This window comes from Streptomyces milbemycinicus (assembly GCF_002154605.1).
GTDB classification, from domain to species: Bacteria; Actinomycetota; Actinomycetes; order Streptomycetales; family Streptomycetaceae; genus Streptomyces; species Streptomyces milbemycinicus.
This window is the reverse complement of the sequence record NZ_MUNE01000100.1, coordinates 38,155-54,595: the sequence shown is the minus strand read 5'-3', so window position 1 is coordinate 54,595 and position 16,441 is coordinate 38,155. Positions and strand designations below refer to the sequence as shown.

Below are 16,441 nucleotides of genomic sequence, written 5' to 3'. Positions count from 1 at the left end.
CTCGCCGGCGAGGAAGAGGTGGCGCAGGCCGGTCAGGTCGTAGCCGGCGGTGAGCGTTCCCTGCGGGTCCTCCTTGCGGATGGCCCGGAATGCGGTAGGTGCCGTGAACATGGTCTTGACCCCGTACTCGGCGGCAACACGCCAGAACTGGCCCGCGTCCGGGGTACCCACCGGCTTGCCTTCGTACAGGACTGTCGTGGCGCCGACCAGCAACGGCGCGTAGACGATGTACGAGTGCCCCACGACCCAGCCGACATCGGAGCCGGTGAACATCGTCTCGCCCGGGCCCACGTCGTAGACGGCTCCCATCGACCAGTGGAGGGCGACCGCGTAGCCGCCGCAGTCACGCACAACTCCCTTGGGTTTTCCGGTCGTTCCGGAGGTGTAGAGGATGTAGAGGGGATCCGTGGCGGGGACGGGAACGCAGTCGGTCGGCGGTGCGGCGGCGACCAGGTCGCCCCAGTCGAGATCGTCCGGCCCCAACTCGGCCAGGTTCTGCGGGCGTTGCAGGATCACACTCTTTTCCGGCCTGTGAGCCGCGAGTTCGATCGCCCGGTCGAGCAGGGGCTTGTACGCGAGAACACGCTTGCCCTCGATGCCGCACGAGGCGGAGACGACCACCTTGGGAGCCGCGTCGTCGATGCGGAGGGCGAGTTCGCGCGGGGCGAACCCGCCGAAGACGACCGAGTGCACCGCGCCGATACGTGCGCACGCCAGCATCGCGATCACGGCCTCTGGGACCATCGGCATGTAGATGACCACACGATCGCCGTGCCCCACGCCGAGCTGCGCGAGTGCTCCGGCGAAGGCCGCCACCTCGTTCCTCAGCTGCGCGTAGGTGTAGGTGCGCCTGGTGCCGGTCACGGGTGAGTCATAGATGAGCGCGCGCTGTTCGCCGCGGCCGGCTTCGACATGCCGGTCGACCGCGTTGAAACAGACGTTGAGCCGCCCGTCGGGAAACCAGCGGTAGAAGGGTGCGCCCGAGGAGTCCAGGGCGCGTTGCGGGGTGACATCCCAGTCGATGCCCTCGGCCGCCTTCAGCCAGAAGCTCTCCGAGTCTTCGGTACTGGCGCGGAAGACATCCTCGTACGTTCCCATCGCGCACTCCTTTGTGGCATCGAGGGGCAGGCGTGTGGCGGGGTGCAGAACGGTGCCGGACACAAGTACCGCATGTAGGCCGACATGGTCGAGCAGGATGCCGGAGACCAGCGGCCTGGTCACCGGCATCGCGGTGGTGCAGCAGGCCCCGCCTTCAGATTTTGGTTCCGCTCACGCGCCGAGATGCCGACGGAGCCACTGGCCCATCTGCTGGATGGCCTGGTCGACCTCGGGTACGCGTCCCGCGCCCAGGACGAACGAATGCTGTCCTTCGGGCAGAGGGTGTACCTGGGAGGTGACGTTGAAGTCCGCGAGTCGGAGGCCGAGCTGGGCGCCGTCGTCGGCGAGGGTCTCGTACTCGCCGTAGTGGACGATCGTGGGCGGCAGGCCGGTCAGATCGGCGTTCACGAGGCTGATCTGCGGGTCGGCGAAGTCCACTCCGGGCTCCTGCAGCCAGGCTCCTCGGAACAGCTCGAGCGTGTTCCTGCTGAGCATCTTGTCGTTCTCTTCGTTCTTGTCGACCGCGGCGTTCTGCAGGGTGAGGTCGGTCCACGGGGAGACGCTGGCGATCGCGCCTGGGGTCGCCTCGCCCTTGGCGAGCAGGCGCAGCGGCAGCATCACGGCAAGGGTGCCGCCGATCGAGTGGCCCGTGCTGCCGATGTTCCGCGGCTCGTAGCCCTGGGAGAGCAGCCATCGGTAGGCGGTCTCGGCATCGTCGAGCTGTGCAGGGTGGGGGTGTTCGGGTGCCAGGCGGAAGTTGACGACGAGGGAGCGGGCGCCGGCCGCCTTGGCAATATGGCCGGCGGCCTTGCGGTCCGAGTGCATGGAGGCGGTGACCGACCCGCCGAAGTGGAAGTGGAGGAGTGCACGGTCGGGGTGGGCGTCTTCGGGGATGCACCAGAGGGCGGGGACGCCGTCTGTGTCGACTTCGGCGTAGGTGACACCTTCCGGTTCGGCCGAGGCCCGGTGGTTCGTCTCGACGATGTCGCGGATGACGGCCAGGTCGAGGCCTGGTGTCGACGACCTCGCGCTCACGCTCTCGAGGAACTGCGCGAACTGCTGTGCCTCTGGGCTTGCTCCCATGGTGGCGCTCCTTCACGGGTCGGTGCCGGTCCGCTTCTTGTGTACGGCCGGGTGGATGTGCTGGTCATGACGCTACTCGCTGAGTATATGAAAGTAAACTCAGGTTAGGTTGGAATCACTTCATGGATGCGTGGAGGCGGATTCTTCTTTGGCGGTTCGCTGTTCGACCACGTCAGCCCGGACATGCGGATCTACCGCGAGGAGATCTTCGGCCCGGTGCTCGCCATGGTTCGGGCGCAGTCGTTCACCGAGGCCTTGCAGTTGGTCAACGACCACGAGTTCGGCGGGATCGGGTTCCTTCCGGATGCCTGGGCCAGTTTCTTTCTGTCGAGGCTGCCCGGTGCGATCGGCATGCACCCGGGACTGGCCGGGCCCCGCTTGACGCGGCCGACGCCCTGTATGCGGGACTGGCCACGCACTTCGTCCCCGCGGACAGGCTCGACGCGGTCGGGGATGCCCTTGCCGACAACCCCGGCGACCCCGTGGACGTCGCCCTCAACCCCTGGAGGGCGTCCGTGCGGCTCTGGTCGACAAGGACCGCAGCCCCACCTGGCAACGTGCGTCGCGCGGCGGACGAACGCTGCTGGCCTGAGCATTTCCGCCATGCGCAGGACATCGCCGTCCCCCGGTACTCATGCCTGAGCGAAGACTCTCTTCAACGGATGGTCATCGCGGATCAGGTGCGAGAGGAAGCTGACCGGAGCGAGGCGGACCCTGCCGAACTCGGCGCGTTATTCGATCAACCATGACGTATAGGGCCGTTCGTGCAGGAGGGGCACACGACCACGAGATACGTGGGAGCGTCGAGCTCCGCAGACTGCCGCGGCAGACGTTGGGCGGGGACCGGGAGGACGCTGAGCGCCCTCATGCGTACCGCGGCGAATCCTCGGGAGCCATGCGGGCGGCGTTGCCGCCCATGACAGCCGGCACGCCGTCGGTGTAAGCCTGTCTGGTTGCGTCCGTGCAGCGTCCGATCTCGTCGAGCATGGCCGCGGAAGAGCGACCGTCGCTTGGTGCCGCTGGTCGGCGACCACGGAGGCGGCGAGATCGTCCTCGGACTCTAAGCGGGAGTAGCGGGCGCCGTTGGTCAGCGCCGTGTCACGTCATGAGCGTCGAGCCCTGCGAGCTGTCGATACTGTCTCGCCCGACGCGGCGAGGGTGGTCTCGCCACTGACCGTCTCGTCGCCGGCTTGCGCTCTCCCGGCCGGCCGCGCGGCGAAATCCCCGTCTGTCCACAGTCCGTCCGTCCGATTGTGTGCCCGTGTCGTCGTCGTGCCACGGGGGTAGCTTGCCTGCACGACCTGCGCGGGCAGGGGCGGTACCGGTGCATTGTGGCACGGGAGGACGGACACTGGGCTCACCTCAGGGGCAACTTCGATCTGGGCGGGCCCACGCAGGGGTGGTGGCTCGGCGGCTGTGATCAACCCCGACGCGCAACGGATGTAGGGCCTTGACCATGGCTCAGGTTGACGTTGAGCCGCGTGGCGCGCTGTGCCGCGAGCGTATGACGTCACGGATGGCACCGAGATGCCTACAGCAGCGACCCTCCGTGAAAGTGGTCGCCATAGGATCGCCGACGGCGTCGTCGCCTCCTTCGGTGACCGCGCCGGGCGGAAGGCCTGCGGCCGGCCTGATCTCAGTCGCTGTCGGGCACCATCGAGACCACGACCTTGCCGGCCTTGGTGCGCCCCTGCTCGACGTACGCCATCGCCTCGAGGGTCTGGTCGAACGGGAACGTCCTGTCGATGACCGGGCGGAGCTTCCCGCTGTCGTAGAGGGCGCTCAGCTTGCGCAGCTGGGAGCCGTTGGCCTGCATGAAGAAGAACTGGTAGCGCACGCTCAGCGTCTTGGCCTGCTTGCGGATCTTGCGGCTGAGCGTGTTCATGACGGTACCCATGAACGAGGGGGCGCCGATCTGCTTGGCGAACCCGGCGTCCGGCGGGCCGACGACACCGACGGCCAGGCCGCCGGGCTTCAGCACCGTCAGAGACTTCTCGAGGTTCGCCCCGCCCAGGGAGTCCAGCACCAGGTCGTAGCCGGACAACACCTTCGAGAAGTCTTCCTTGGTGTAGTCGACGACGACATCGGCGCCCAGGCTCCTGACCAACTTCTCGGTGTCGGTGTCCGTCGTCGTCGCTACCGTGGCGCCGAGGTGCTTGGCGAGCTGGATGACCGTCGACCCGAGGCCACCGGCACCGGCGTGGATGAGCACCTTCTGACCCGGCTTCACGCGGGCACGGTCGACGAGGATCTGCCAGGCGGCCAAGGCCACCAGCGGCACCGCGGCTGCCTCTTGGAGGTTGAGCGAGGCCGGCTTGGGCGCGACATCGTCCTGGTCGATCGAGATGAACTCCGCGAAGCCTCCGATCCGCAGGTCCCGCGGACGGGCGTAGACCTCGTCGCCGACTTTGAAGCCGTATACCGCGGAGCCGACCCGCGTCACGACGCCGGCCACGTCGTGGCCGAGTGCAAACGGAAGCTTGTACTTCAGGAGCTGCTTGAATTCCCCGTTGCGGACCATTTTGTCCAGCGGGTTGATGCTGGCCGCGCTCACTCTGACCAGGACGTCGCGGTCCCCGACGGTGGGCTCAGGTACCTCTGCGGCGCGCGCGCCGTCCTTGCCGTACTTCTCGACGACGAAGGCCTTCATGTCAGCCGCCCTTCTGTGTGATCTTCTCGGTGGTTTTCTTGGTGGTCGATGTGGTTGTTCAGGCAGTTCTTCTACTCAGGTGCCGAGGTGCTGGCGGAGCCACTGGCTCATTTGCTGGATGGCCGGGTCAGCCTCGGGTATGCGTCCCGCGCCCAGGGTGAAGGAATGCTCTCCTTCGAGCGGCGGGTGGACCTGGGGGCGACGTTGACGTCCGCGAGGCCCGCTTCGCGTGTGCGGCCGGGTCGATGTACGGTCATGACGTTACTGGCTGAGTATGGAAAAGTAAACTCAGATAAGGTTAGAATCACCCACATGGATGCGTGGACCGAAGCACTTCAGGACGCCGGCATGGACCCCCGTCTCGACCGGGACGTGTCGAACTGCTCGATCGCGCGGACCCTTGAGGTCGTGGGTGAGAAGTGGACGATCCTGATCCTCCGCGAGGTCTGGTACGGCTCGTCCCGCTTCAGTGACTTCGAACGCGTCCTCGGCTGTCCTCGCAACCTTCTCGCGACACGGCTCCGGATGCTCGTGGAGGAAGGGATCCTGGCCACCGAGACCTACAAGGAGCCTGGCTCGCGGAGTCGGCCGAAGTACGTGATCACCCCCAAGGGTATGGATCTGGTCCCAGCCGTGATGGGGCTCCTGCAGTGGGGCGACCGATACCGCGCCGACCCGGAGGGGCCCGCTGTACTGGCGCGACACCGCGCATGCGGCGCGCACGTCGACGTCCAGGTGCGCTGCGAACGAGGCCACTCCGTGCAGGCGGAAGACATCGAGAGTGTCCCCGGCCCTGCATTTCGTATGAAGCCCGCCGAGTGAGCTGAGCGCGGTTGCGTCAGGCGATCGGCGCGAAATCCTCACCGGCCGCACGCGAAGGCGGCGCCCCTCCCGGCCGGGAGGGGCGCCGCCTTCGCGGCAAGAAGTACTACGTGGTTTCAGCCTTCCGGGGGGCCTCACTCTGTCTGGCTCGGGCCTGGTGGAGGCGGACCCTGGCGCGCTTGCCGCAGCGGGACATGGAGCACCAGCGGCGGTTGTGGGCGGGGGAGCGGTCCAGGAAGCGCAGGGCGCGCGTGTCCGCGCCGCAGATGCGTGCGCGCCGGGTCTCGGCGGACAGGAGCAGATCGACGGCGTCCTGGGCGACGAGTGCCGACGCGGCCGTGGGGTCGGCGGCGAGGCTCGTGGTGCCGGCGGGCTCCGGGCGTCCGTCCGTGACGGCGATTTGCAGGGCCGTCCGGGGGCCTCCGCTGCCGATCGGTTGAGCAGCTTGACGTCGGCGGATGAGGCAGCCGACCGTCGGCGACCGCGAGCACGGCCCGGTCGACCGCCTCGCGCAGCCGTCGGCCCGACGCCAGGACGGCGGCATCGGCGGGGTCCGGGGCGCCCGGCGTGAGCAGACCGGCCTCCTGAAGCCAGAGGATCAGTTCGCCCGAATTCCGGAGCGTCTCCTCAGGCGTGGTCCGCCACCGGCTGCGGAGGGTGTTGATGAGGTCCAGGCAGGCCCGCCCGCCGTCCCACATCCACATATCGTCCGTTGCCACGCCTCCGTTCTGCACGCTAGCTTAACCCTCTAAGAGGGTTAGTCCGTGCCAAGGAGGCGCATCCATGGGACGGCCACCAGTAACCACCGGAGTGACGCAGGTGGACGGGGTCCGCCTGCACTACGTCCGAGCGGGATCCGGCCCTCTGCTCGTTCTGCTCCACGGCTGGCCGCAGACCTCCGACTGCTGGCGGCCGGTGCTGGCGGATCTCGCCGCCGACCACACCGTTGTGGCACCCGACCTGTGTGGCTACGGCCTGAGCGATAAGCCCGCGACCGGTTACGACAAGCGGCGGATGGCCGCCGACATGGCTGGCCTCGTCGAGGCACTCGGCTTCGAAAAGGCCGTGGTTGTGGGTCACGACCGCGGCGCCCGCGTGGCGCACCGCTGGGCGCTGGACCGCCCTGAGCAGGTGGAGCGGCTGGCTGTGCTCGACGTGGTGCCCACCCGGGAGATGTTCCGCCGCATGGACGCCTCACTCGCTTCCGGGTACTGGCGCTGGCTGTTCCAGATGCAACCCGATCTGCCCGAGCGTCTCGTGGGGCATGGCTTTGTTCACGAGTCGTGACGTCAGTTGTTCACGAGTTTGGGAGGCACCCCGATCCACCGTCGGGTGATGTTCGCGAGTTTTGACAGCACCGGGCTACTTGCCAGGGCAGCATCGAGATGCTCCTGGTGAAAGGCCCTGGTCATGCCGCAGATGTCGAAGGTCACCGCCAGCTGACCTTTCCAGTCGTTCCGCATGCCCCGCTTGGAGACGGGCTACCGCGATGACCAGGGAACACGCTTCTGCTGGCCGACCGGGCGGACATCGACAAGATCGAAGCCACCCTCGTGGCGCACGAGATGTCGGACCTGGCCCAGGCCGGAGTCACGGACGAACCCGACCCACCCTTGCGTCGTCGCGTGTCGAAGAAGCCACCCGACGACGTCCATCGTCACCCCGAAGTCGTCCTCGTGGACGCACGCCCGGACGGTCAGGGCCCACGGTTCGCTGCCGTCCAGGTTCGGCCTGTCCATGGCACGGACCAGCAGGGAGACATCGGCCCCGTCGAACGAGTGGCTCGCCGAGCCACCGTCGAAGGCCTGCCAGGGACCGCCCCATGACTCCCAGTCGGTCGACTTCAACTCTGTCGGCATGTCCGCCTGCCCCAGGAGCCACCTCAGTTCCAAAAGCACCGGCTCGGGCAGGTCCGGCGGCAGGTCCACCGCCAGGAACAGGTCGTAGTAGTCACTCACACCAGGGACCCTAGCCCCAGCCGCTGACAGCACTCTGCGGGCCTGTCAGACCTCGACGGAGCCCAGTGCTGTCAAAACTCGTGAACATCAGTCGGCGGCTTGACCACCAAGCGCTGCCCAAACTCATCGACAAACGCTGTCCTAAGAAGTGAACGAAGCCACGTGGGGCACGACATCCGTGGGTATCTTGAGTACTTCTTCGAGCGCTGGACCTACAACCGCCACGGGCTGACACCCGAAGCGGTCGACGGCTATGTCCGTGCGTTCTCCCGCCCGGGTGCCATGCGCGCAAGCTTCGACGACTACCGGGCCATGGAGCAGGACATCGCGCTCGACGACATCGACGCCGCCGAAGGCCGCCGCCTCACCATGCCGGTGCTGGCAGTGTGGGGTTCCGCAGGACTCCCGGCCCGCCTGCTCACGCTGGAGATCTGGCGTGCCTACGCGGACGATGTCACCGGTGCCGAGATCCCGGAATGCGGCCACTTCATCCCGGAGGAGCAGCCGGAGGCGCTGCTGGTGCATCTACGGGCCTTCTTGGCCGGCGGGACGAACCAATGGCCCCGACACGGTGACGGAATCGGCGCCCCTCCGGTCATGCGAGCGCTGGCGGACCAGTCGAGCCGTCCGACGGGCCTCGACCACGGTGTGATGTCACCGTATGGCTAATGAGCCTGGAAGGCAGGACAGGCCGAGGGGGCGGGCCCAACCACACCGGCCTGGGCCGCCCCTCGGAACGGGCCTCAGGTCGCGACCGGGACGCCGGCCGGAGCATCCCCCGCGGCAAGGCCGGCAGCCGGGCTATCGGCCTTGCGCTGCCGGGGCATCAGCAACGCCAGGGCCGCCGCCAGGGCGACCGCACCGGCCCCGACCCAGAGCGCCGGGACCAGCCCGTCCACGAACAGCGAGGCGGACCCGTAGCCGCCCTGGGCGGAGAAGACCGCTGCCAGCGACGCGACGCCGATGGCGCCGCCGACCTCGCGGATCGCGTTGTTGGCGCCGGAGGCGATGCCCTGCTCCTCCGGGCGGACCGTGCTCATGACGAGGTTCGCGCTGGGGGCGAAGAACATGCCCATGCCGGTTCCGCAGACGATCAGCGCCGGCAGCAGAGAGGTGTACGACACCTGCGGCTCGACGGCCAGCGCCCAGAGCGCGAGGCCCACCGCGTTCAGGGCCATGCCTGCCGTGACGACAGGACCGCCGCCGACGCGGTCGGACAGCGCCCCGGCCAGCGGTCCGGCGAACATGGGCATGGCGGTCCAGGGCAGCATCCGCACGCCGGCTTCCATTGGTGAGTAGCCGCCGACGGTCTGCAGGTACTGGCTGAGCAGGAAGATTGACCCGAACATCCCCAGGAACATCAGCAGGCTGGCGGCGTTGATGGCGCTGAAGGAGCGCTGGCGGAAGGTACGCATCGGCAGCATCGGGTGCTTGGCGCGCAGTTCGTAGAGGACGAAGCTGACGAGCAGGGCCGTACCCGCGAAGAAGCCGCCGAGCACCGGGGTGCTGGTCCAGCCGTTGGTATTGCCGCGCACCAGGGCGTAGACGATGCCGAACAGACCGCCGCTGACGAGGGCCGTGCCGACGAGGTCGAGGCTCGGGTTCGGGCCGTGGCTCTCGCCCAGCCGCAGCAGGGCCAGCGGAATCAGCGCCAGGCCGAGCGGGACGTTCACCCAGAAGATCCACTGCCAGGAGAGATGTTCGGTGAGCGTGCCGCCGATGAGCGGTCCGGTGGCGACGGCGATGCCGCTGGCCGCGCCCCAGATACCGAAGGCCACGCCGCGCCGTTCGGCGGGGACGGCCGCCGCCAGCAGGGTGAGGGTCAGCGGCGTCACGATCGCGGCCCCGACGCCCTGCGCCGCACGGGCGGCGATCAGTTCACCCATCCCGGGGGCGAGTGCGGCCGCGGCCGAGGCTGCGGGTGAAGATCGTGAGCCCAATAGCGAACAGTCTTCGGCGGCCGAAGCGGTCGCCGAGGGAAGCGCCGAACATGAGCAGGACCGCGAAGGTGAGGGTGTAGGCGCTCACCGTCCATTCGAGGTCTTCGAGGCCGCCGCCGAGGTCCTCGCGGATGGAGGGGAGGGCGGTGGTGACGATCAGGTTGTCGAGCGCGGTGATGAATCCGGCCATGCTGGTGATGACCACGGCCCAGACGGCGCTGCCGCGCCGAGCCGGTTGCTTGCGGTGCTGTGTCATGACGTTCCCTCGGCAGACGTGCCTGGCGATTGACCAATGGGTGTGGATGCCGGTGCTCGGCGTGCGGCACCGAGCACCGGTACGTACGGCTTGTGCGGATTCCTGGGCGGCTGCCCCTCAGGGGAGCTGCGGGTAGAGCACGGAGACGCCCCCGGACAGCGCGGCCTGCGCCTGGCGGGCGGCGTTGTCCGCGAGGATCTCGTAGGCGCCGGCGGCGATGCCGTCGACTGCGATCCGGGCGATGTCGGCGGGGTCGGACTTGGCTGCGTCGACTGCCCGGACCATGTCGGTGTCCATGTAGCCGACGTGCAGTCCGGCCACTTGGATGCCCTGGTCGGCGAGCTGCACGCGCAGGGCATTGGTGAGCGACCACTCCGCGGACTTGGCGGCGCAGTAGGCGCCGATCTCCGGGAAGCTGACCCAGGAGAGGCCGGACAGGACGTTCAGGATCGCCCCGCCGCCGTTGGCTGCGATCTGCGGCGCGAAGCTCCGGGCCATCGAGAGGGTCCCGAAGTAGTGGGTGTCCATCTCCAGTCGGATGTCGTCCAGGTTGGCTTCGAGCAGGTCGGAGCCGGTGGCCGACCCCGCGTTGTTGATCAGGACGGTCACATCGCCTGTGGCCTCGGCGGCGGCCGCGACGGAGGCTGGGTCGGTGATGTCGAGCGGGATCGGCTTGGCACCGGGCAGGTCGACCTGGCCGGGATTGCGGGCGCCGGCGTAGACGGTGGCGCCGCGGCCGAGCAGTTCGGCGGCGAGGGCCCGGCCGAAGCCCCGGTTGGCTCCGGTGACAAGGGCGGTGCTGGTGGAGAGGTTCATGGAGAGTTCCTGGTGAAGTAGGAAAAGCGTGCTCATCGGATCGACTGCGCCGGTGGTGTTCCCGGTCAGCCGCAGGTCAGGCGGTCGGGCCGGTTTGGTGACCGTCGGGTGCGGGTCGGGCGGTGGGGCAGGGGTGAACTCGAAGGGAGACCAGGCGCTGGTGGTGTGGCCTGACCAGGAGAGCTGTCGGCCGAGTCGTCGGCAGTGAGGACTCAAGGTCGTTAAATTACGACCGTAATGCTAAGTGGCGTGAGTCGGTGATCGCAAGCGCGCTGCGCGGAGAGGGGTGCTGTGCCTGCGAGGCTGGCGGTATGCCGGAGGTGCGCTGCCGGACCTGCTGTCGCGGGGCGCGGTCGTAGAGCGGTTACTCCGCCTCCGGGTGTCGTTGAGGCCGGGCCCCCGCGCCGCCCTGGTGCTTCTGGAGCGACCAACGCGCGGGGGCCCGCCGCTCGCGCGGCAGGCCCCCGCATAGTTGGCTGAGGCAGGCTCAGCTTGTGATTTAACGTCTGCTTCGATGCTCGGCCAGCTGGGTGGTGCGATGCGTCGGCGCGTCGTCACTCTTGGGCGGTCACCCCGAGATCATGGCGCATCGCGGCCCTCATGGCCCGGAGCATGTCCCAGATCTCTGCCTGGGCCTGGATAGCAGTGGCCACCGTCTCCCCAGGTTCGGGCTCTTGTCGCTCAAGGCGTTTTACCTGGCCATAGACCTTGTTCAGGGCCTGATTGACTTCACTCGCGCGTGCGAGCACCTCGTCGGGGGCGATCATCTGCGCTTCGGAGTATCTGTCGCGATGGGCTCCTTTTGCCTCATCGAGTGCCTCGCTGTCGGTCTGCTCGACACTGCGTGCTCGCATGACGTGCAGATGGCGGTTGAGCGCTGTGGTGAACTGGCGTGCATCCCGGTTGAGTTCCATGTAGCAAGTGCGTCGGAGGAGCAGGTTCTCGCGGACTTCCTCTTGGTCCCGAAGCAGCTCTATCTCGCGACGTTTTGCCCGTTCGGAGGCGCGTTGGGTGAGGAACGATCCCCCCAATGTTCCGGCCACACCTGCCACCGCGATGATCACAGAGCCAAGATCCACAGACCCCCCTCGAAGCCGCTTGCAGTCGTATCACCTACTGCTCGCTGCCTCACTGTCAAGCACCAGACCGCTGGTGCGTCGGGGTTTGGTGCCCTTCTTGTGGTGGGCGGGACGGCTGTAGACCTCGCCGGTGGCGAGGACGCGACCCACGTCGTGACGGGTGGCCGGGCGGTGGTTCTTCGAGCCCCGTGGCCTTCCAGGCCCGGGCCGAGAGGGTTTCGGCGCACCGGCCGGAGAGCCGGCCTTCGTCCACAGGTTCCGGAACCCCCGGCGGACCCGAGCGGGCGTGAGCTTGTTCGGCTCGGTCACCTTCTCTCAGGGCCGCCGTAGGTCGACGGCGAGCGGACGGGCGAGCCGGAGCTGGGTGTGCACGACGATCAACCAATGCCGCGAAGTTAGGGGCCTGGAGCCGGTGTCAAGGTGTCGGGGAGCGTGATCTTGTAGGTGTTCGGCGCGGTGCGGGTTAGCCGGCTGTGGCGGGTCCAGAGGCAGAGTTGAGAAGCGAGGTTCTTGCGGGATTGGGGTGCCGTAAGCCCCATGTGGTCGGCGAGGTCGTGGGCGTGCATGGGTTGGTTGGCGTGCGCGGCAAGGATCTGGCAGAGCCGGTCCCAGGGGCTGGATGCCTTGCGGTCCGGATCCTGTGCGGTCGGGAGGACGGGTGCCTGGACCGTGATGTCGATGGCAGCGATGGGGGTGCTGCCGCGGGGACGTTGATCGCGGTTCCAGGTGTGGTAACGCGAGATTCCGCGCTTCGCGACGCGGGCGGAGGTCCGCGGGCGGCGTTTGGGGAGTAAGGCGTGCAGGAGACGGGTGCCGATGTGTCCGACCAGGTCCGCCTGGGCGTCGTGTCCGGGGATCGCTGTCGGGTGGGCGGTGAGGGCGATGGTGTCGCGGGCGGCCTCCAGGGCGATGATGAAGGCGGCGCGGTCCGGGTCGGTGCCAGGCTGGGTCTCCACGGCCGTGACCATGACGGATCGCAATGCCTGGTAGAGGGTGAGCAGTCCCCATAATTCCTGGGTGAGTCCGGCAGGATCCTTCGAGCGCAGGACGCGGCCCTTGAGGAGTGTGTGACGCAGTGCCAGGTAGGCGCACTCGATCTCCCAGCGCTCGTGGTACAGGCGGACGAGCTGGTGGGCGGGGTCGGTGCGGTGGTCGGTGAGCGTGGTCAGCAGCCGGTAGGTCTCGCCGAAGGTGCTGCCGTCGACGGTGCGGGTGCGGATCTCGGCTTCGATGACGCGCAGGGTGAGGCCAGCGATGCGTGTGAGGTAGGAGCCGTCGGGCAGTAGCGTCAGGGTCGGCGGATGCCGACGACTGGTGCAACGCACCAGGAATTGTGCGCCGCGGCGGGCGGCCTGTGCGAGCAGGTCATTGGTGTGGAAGGCTCGGTCAGCCAGTAGCAGCATGTCCGGGGTCAAGTTCGAAGTCAGCTGCTGTGCGTAATACGTCTCGCCTCTGGCCACGGGGCCGAAGGCTGCCGCGATCAGGCCGCGGGTTCCGGTCTCGCACAGTGTCATCAGCATCAGTCTGGGATATCCCGCCTGGCCGAGCCGGCTGGCGGGGCGGCCGAGCCAGGACCAGTTCCGTTCGTGGTCGGGGACGATCAGGCTGCTGCACCCGTCAAAGGCGACCGTCCGCCAGCGTCGGTAACTCACCCCAGGAGTGGACGGCTGGGCCAGCGGCCCCGCCAACACCTCGAAGAGCCGCTTGACCGGAGCCGGGCCGATCCTGCGGCGCAGGTCACGAAGCGCCTTCTCGGAAGGCTCGGGGACGCGGGCGGTCAGCCCCGCGGCCAGCTTGGTCCACACGAGTCGGGCGCCGAGATGCTCGAACAATCCCAAAGCCAGAACGAAGTACACGCCGACCCGGGAGGGAAGACATCGCAGCCGTCGCTCCCGCGCTCCGGTCTCCTCCAGAACCGCGTCAATCAACTCCGGGGGCACGACCTGCGTTAACTCACCGAGATGGCCGGGGGCGAACACATCGCTGGTGCCGCCCATGACAGACTGGACCACAGGGCCTCTGCTTTCGGGAAGATCTTGGTCGATCCCCTGGATAGCAGAGGCCCCGCCGCATTTCACACCCTCTTGACACCGGCTCCAGGCCCCTAACTTCGCGGCATTGGACGATCAACAGCCAGGTCCAGCGATCGGCCGCCTGCGAGCTCCGCAACCGCGGCTTCGTCCAGCCCAGCGTCTGCTTGAACAGGCGAAATGTGTGCTCGACATCGAAACGCCGAAGGAAGGACTGCCAGCAGCGGTCGACATCGGCCATGGTGGCGTCCGTGCCTGACCACCACAGCCTCTCCCCGGCCACGGTCACCCGGCTGACCGCGCAGTGGCAGGCAGACCACGCCGCCTTCCAGGACCGCGACTTGTCCCGGACCGACTACGTCTACATTTGGGTTGATGGCATCCACCTACGGATACGCCTGGACCAGGCCAAGGCCGCCGTCCTGGTCGTGCTCGGCGTGCGCGCCGATGGCATCAAGGAACTGGTGGCCATGACAGACGGCTATCGGGAATCGTCCGAGGCGTGGGCTGGCCTGTTGCGAGACTGCGCACGCCGGGGCATGCGCGCCCCGGTCCTGGCCGTCGGCGACGGCGCGCTCGGGTTCTGGAAGGCCCTGCGCGAGGTCTTCCCCGCCACCCGCGAACAGCGGTGCTGGGTTCACAAGACCGTCAACGTGATCGACTCCATGCCCAAGTCCGCGCAGCCCGCAGCGAAGAAGGCCCTGCAAGACATCTACAACGCCGAGGACCGTGAACACGCCGAGCAGGCGATCCGGGCGTTCGCCAAGCTCTACCAAGCAAAGTTCCCCAAAGCTGTGGCGAAGGTCACCGACGACCAGGACGTGCTGCTGGAGTTCTACGACTATCCCGCCGAGCACTGGATCCATCTGCGGACCACCAACCCCATCGAGTCGACCTTCGCGACCGTGCGGCTCCGGACCAAGGTCACCAAGGGAGCCGGTTCCCGGGCCGCCGGTCTGGCCATGGTCTTCAAGCTGATCGAGTCCGCCCAGGCCCGCTGGCGCGCGGTCAACGGCGCCCACCTCGTTCCGCTCGTCCGCGCCGGGGCTCGCTTCGAACGCGGGCTCCTGGGCGAGCGGCGGGAGGACGCCGCAGCCTGATCACGCCTCACGCGATCCTTTCAGACCGTGATCGCAAGCTTGCCCTGCACGCCGCCAGCAGCCAGCACCTCGTGCGCCTCGGCCAACCTCTCCAGTGGGAAGACCTGCTGCAGGTGCACCCGCATCCTCCCCGCCTCGACCAGCTCGGTCAGTGCCTCCAGGCCGGCCGGGTCCGGCTCCACGCCGACCGCCGCGAAGCGCACGCCGGACTGCTCCGCCAGCTCCGGCAGGGTGGTGCTAAGCCGCTCCACCGCCGTCACCAGCACGCCGCCCTGCCGCAGCACGCCGAAGGAACGCTCGGCGTTCCCTCCCCCCAGGGTCTCCAACACCACGTCCACCGGCGCGTCCCGAAGCACCTCGGTGTAGTCCTGGGTCCGGTAGTCGATCAGCTGGTCCGCACCCAACCCGCGCAGGAAGTCGTGCTTGCCCGCGCTCGCCGTGCCCACCACCTCCGCGCCGAGGTGCTTGGCAAGCTGAACCGCGACGTGCCCGAGCCCGCCGCCCGCGCCGTGGATCAGTGCCCGTTGCCCTGACCGCAGTTGCGCGATCTCCACCAGTGCGTGCCAGGCGGTCAGGCCGACCAGCGGCAGCGCTGCGGCCTCCTCGTGGCCAATTCCTGCGGGCTTGCGCGCCAGCTGCCGCGCGGGGGCGACCAGGTACTCGGCGTTCGCCCCGGCCGCGGCCGGGAAGTACGGCATCCCGTAGACTTCGTCGCCGACCTTGAACCGGTGCACACCCGGGTCGACCTGCTCGACCACCCCGGACATGTCCCAGCCCAGGACGAAGGGCGGCTCGCCCAGCAACGGGAATGCGCCGGAGCGGACGAACAGTTCCACGGGGTTGACGCTGGTCGCCTTGACTCGGACCAGCACCTGCGTCGGTCCAGGTGCTGGCTTGGGGGCGTCGTCGACGAGCTCCAGCACCTCGGGGCCGCCGAAGGTCATCTGGGTGATCGCGCGCATCGTCATGCACTCCTGTTCGGAAAGTCGCTTGGGATGTCCCTATCCTCGGCGGGCCGGTAACCGTTGCACAGAAGGCACTTCAAAGGTATATAGGTACCTCATGGGTACCACTGACGACCTGCGCTTCTACGGCGGCGCGGATGCCTATCTGGCTGCCTGCCCCTCGCGCCAGATCCTGGATGTACTCGCCAACAAGTGGACCATGTTGGTCATGGGTGCACTATCCGGCGGCCCGATGCGCTTTGGCGAGCTGCGGCGCCGACTGGACGGCATCACCCAGAAGATGCTCACCCAGACCCTTCGCACCCTGGAGCGGGACGGCCTGGTCACCCGCACGGTCTTCCCGACCATTCCACCAAAGGTCGAATACGCGGCCACCGGGCTGGGCGAGAGCGTCACCGCGCTGATGCACGCGATCCGCGCCTGGTCGGAGGAGAACATCAATGCAGTCCTGAACGCCCGCGACACCTACGACGCGCGGGCCGCCCAGGAGGTACAGCCAGTCACGACCTGATCGCCTCCGGTTCGGCAGTGCCTGGTCGGCTTCGGACTGGTCATCGAGACCCAGCCCGGCTTGTTCACCCTGCGCCACCAGTAGCCCCACGTCGCAGCTCAGCTCAGAACGCCAAAGTCCAGCGATCCACAAC

At 68.0% G+C, this 16,441-nt stretch carries 14 protein-coding genes and 6 pseudogenes; 6 read left to right on the top strand and 14 right to left on the bottom strand.

Annotated features, from left to right (window positions below):
* Both CCN51_RS09170 and CCN51_RS09165 read right to left on the bottom strand, forming a co-directional pair.
* Positions 1–1,098, bottom strand: a 1,098-nt coding sequence (locus tag CCN51_RS09170; protein WP_143675754.1) for an AMP-binding protein, incomplete at its 3' end; no start/stop codon positions are given.
* Positions 1,099–1,269: 171 nt separating this feature from the next.
* Complete coding sequence (locus CCN51_RS09165) at positions 1,270–2,181, bottom strand: alpha/beta hydrolase (protein ID WP_014173799.1); 912 nt, start codon at positions 2,179–2,181, stop codon at positions 1,270–1,272.
* Between the two features lie 138 nt (positions 2,182–2,319).
* Here CCN51_RS09165 and CCN51_RS57120 point away from each other — a divergent pair.
* Positions 2,320–2,466: pseudogene (locus CCN51_RS57120) on the top strand (aldehyde dehydrogenase family protein); the annotation flags it as partial.
* Positions 2,467–3,817: 1,351 nt separating this feature from the next.
* Here CCN51_RS57120 and CCN51_RS09155 read toward each other — a convergent pair.
* A complete protein-coding gene (locus CCN51_RS09155; RefSeq protein WP_014173801.1) occupies positions 3,818–4,831 on the bottom strand; it encodes an NADP-dependent oxidoreductase in 1,014 nt (337 codons plus the stop codon).
* Positions 4,832–5,179: 348 nt separating this feature from the next.
* On the opposite strand from CCN51_RS09155, the gene CCN51_RS09150 reads away from it, so the two are divergent.
* Complete coding sequence (locus CCN51_RS09150) at positions 5,180–5,653, top strand: winged helix-turn-helix transcriptional regulator (protein WP_014173802.1); 474 nt, start codon at positions 5,180–5,182, stop codon at positions 5,651–5,653.
* Between the two features lie 106 nt (positions 5,654–5,759).
* Here the strand turns inward: CCN51_RS09150 and CCN51_RS59880 are convergent, their stop codons facing one another.
* Positions 5,760–5,888, bottom strand: a complete 129-nt coding sequence (locus tag CCN51_RS59880; RefSeq protein ID WP_425444752.1) for a CGNR zinc finger domain-containing protein — start codon at positions 5,886–5,888, stop codon at positions 5,760–5,762.
* 172 nt (positions 5,889–6,060) lie between these two features.
* A pseudogene (locus tag CCN51_RS59875) lies at positions 6,061–6,351 on the bottom strand (ABATE domain-containing protein); the annotation flags it as partial.
* Between the two features lie 85 nt (positions 6,352–6,436).
* On the opposite strand from CCN51_RS59875, the gene CCN51_RS09140 reads away from it, so the two are divergent.
* Complete coding sequence (locus CCN51_RS09140) at positions 6,437–6,940, top strand: alpha/beta fold hydrolase (protein WP_238545287.1); 504 nt, start codon at positions 6,437–6,439, stop codon at positions 6,938–6,940.
* 2 nt (positions 6,941–6,942) lie between these two features.
* Here the strand turns inward: CCN51_RS09140 and CCN51_RS54835 are convergent, their stop codons facing one another.
* Positions 6,943–7,086 (bottom strand): hypothetical protein, encoded by a 144-nt coding sequence (locus CCN51_RS54835; protein ID WP_158104654.1) that lies wholly within the window; start codon positions 7,084–7,086, stop codon positions 6,943–6,945.
* A 48-nt stretch (positions 7,087–7,134) separates the two neighbouring features.
* On the bottom strand, positions 7,135–7,611 hold the full coding sequence (locus CCN51_RS09135) for a hypothetical protein (RefSeq protein ID WP_014173805.1): 477 nt from the start codon (positions 7,609–7,611) through the stop codon (positions 7,135–7,137).
* 162 nt (positions 7,612–7,773) lie between these two features.
* Between CCN51_RS09135 and CCN51_RS09130 the strand changes: the two genes are divergently transcribed.
* Positions 7,774–8,280 carry an alpha/beta fold hydrolase gene (locus CCN51_RS09130; protein WP_014173806.1) on the top strand — a complete coding sequence of 169 codons (507 nt, stop codon included), beginning with the start codon at positions 7,774–7,776 and terminating at the stop codon, positions 8,278–8,280.
* Between the two features lie 74 nt (positions 8,281–8,354).
* On the opposite strand, the pseudogene CCN51_RS09125 reads toward CCN51_RS09130, so the two are convergent.
* The 6 genes and pseudogenes from CCN51_RS09125 to CCN51_RS59590 all read right to left on the bottom strand — a co-directional run.
* Positions 8,355–9,807, bottom strand: a pseudogene (locus CCN51_RS09125) (DHA2 family efflux MFS transporter permease subunit).
* A gap of 117 nt (positions 9,808–9,924) precedes the next feature.
* Positions 9,925–10,623 carry an SDR family oxidoreductase gene (locus CCN51_RS09120; protein ID WP_014173808.1) on the bottom strand — a complete coding sequence of 233 codons (699 nt, stop codon included), beginning with the start codon at positions 10,621–10,623 and terminating at the stop codon, positions 9,925–9,927.
* A 554-nt stretch (positions 10,624–11,177) separates the two neighbouring features.
* Positions 11,178–11,687, bottom strand: a complete 510-nt coding sequence (locus tag CCN51_RS09115) for a hypothetical protein (RefSeq protein WP_106436306.1) — start codon at positions 11,685–11,687, stop codon at positions 11,178–11,180.
* A 45-nt stretch (positions 11,688–11,732) separates the two neighbouring features.
* Positions 11,733–12,086, bottom strand: a pseudogene (locus CCN51_RS57115) (hypothetical protein); the annotation flags it as partial.
* Positions 12,087–12,097: 11 nt separating this feature from the next.
* Positions 12,098–13,714, bottom strand: coding sequence for an IS4 family transposase (locus CCN51_RS09105; RefSeq protein ID WP_043486179.1), 1,617 nt, complete (start codon positions 13,712–13,714; stop codon positions 12,098–12,100).
* 108 nt (positions 13,715–13,822) lie between these two features.
* Positions 13,823–14,000: pseudogene (locus tag CCN51_RS59590) on the bottom strand (NF041680 family putative transposase); the annotation flags it as partial.
* 1 nt (position 14,001) lies between these two features.
* On the opposite strand from CCN51_RS59590, the pseudogene CCN51_RS09095 reads away from it, so the two are divergent.
* Positions 14,002–14,832: pseudogene (locus tag CCN51_RS09095) on the top strand (IS256 family transposase); the annotation flags it as partial.
* A gap of 20 nt (positions 14,833–14,852) precedes the next feature.
* On the opposite strand, the gene CCN51_RS09090 reads toward CCN51_RS09095, so the two are convergent.
* Positions 14,853–15,794 carry an NADP-dependent oxidoreductase gene (locus CCN51_RS09090; protein ID WP_014173812.1) on the bottom strand — a complete coding sequence of 314 codons (942 nt, stop codon included), beginning with the start codon at positions 15,792–15,794 and terminating at the stop codon, positions 14,853–14,855.
* 100 nt (positions 15,795–15,894) lie between these two features.
* On the opposite strand from CCN51_RS09090, the gene CCN51_RS09085 reads away from it, so the two are divergent.
* Positions 15,895–16,308 carry a winged helix-turn-helix transcriptional regulator gene (locus tag CCN51_RS09085; RefSeq protein ID WP_014173813.1) on the top strand — a complete coding sequence of 138 codons (414 nt, stop codon included), beginning with the start codon at positions 15,895–15,897 and terminating at the stop codon, positions 16,306–16,308.
* Positions 16,309–16,441 lie beyond the last annotated feature (133 nt).

Bases quoted from the DNA above. Each gene is read 5' to 3' on its own strand.
- CCN51_RS09165 (WP_014173799.1), bottom strand. From the start codon at position 2,181: ATGGGAGCAAGCCCAGAGGCACAGCAGTTCGCGCAGTTCCTCGAGAGC.
- CCN51_RS09155 (WP_014173801.1), bottom strand. From the start codon at position 4,831: ATGAAGGCCTTCGTCGTCGAGAAGTACGGCAAGGACGGCGCGCGCGCC.
- CCN51_RS09150 (WP_014173802.1), top strand. From the start codon at position 5,180: ATGGACCCCCGTCTCGACCGGGACGTGTCGAACTGCTCGATCGCGCGG.
- CCN51_RS09140 (WP_238545287.1), top strand. From the start codon at position 6,437: ATGGGACGGCCACCAGTAACCACCGGAGTGACGCAGGTGGACGGGGTC.
- CCN51_RS09120 (WP_014173808.1), bottom strand. From the start codon at position 10,623: ATGAACCTCTCCACCAGCACCGCCCTTGTCACCGGAGCCAACCGGGGC.
- CCN51_RS09090 (WP_014173812.1), bottom strand. From the start codon at position 15,794: ATGCGCGCGATCACCCAGATGACCTTCGGCGGCCCCGAGGTGCTGGAG.
- CCN51_RS09085 (WP_014173813.1), top strand. From the start codon at position 15,895: ATGGGTACCACTGACGACCTGCGCTTCTACGGCGGCGCGGATGCCTAT.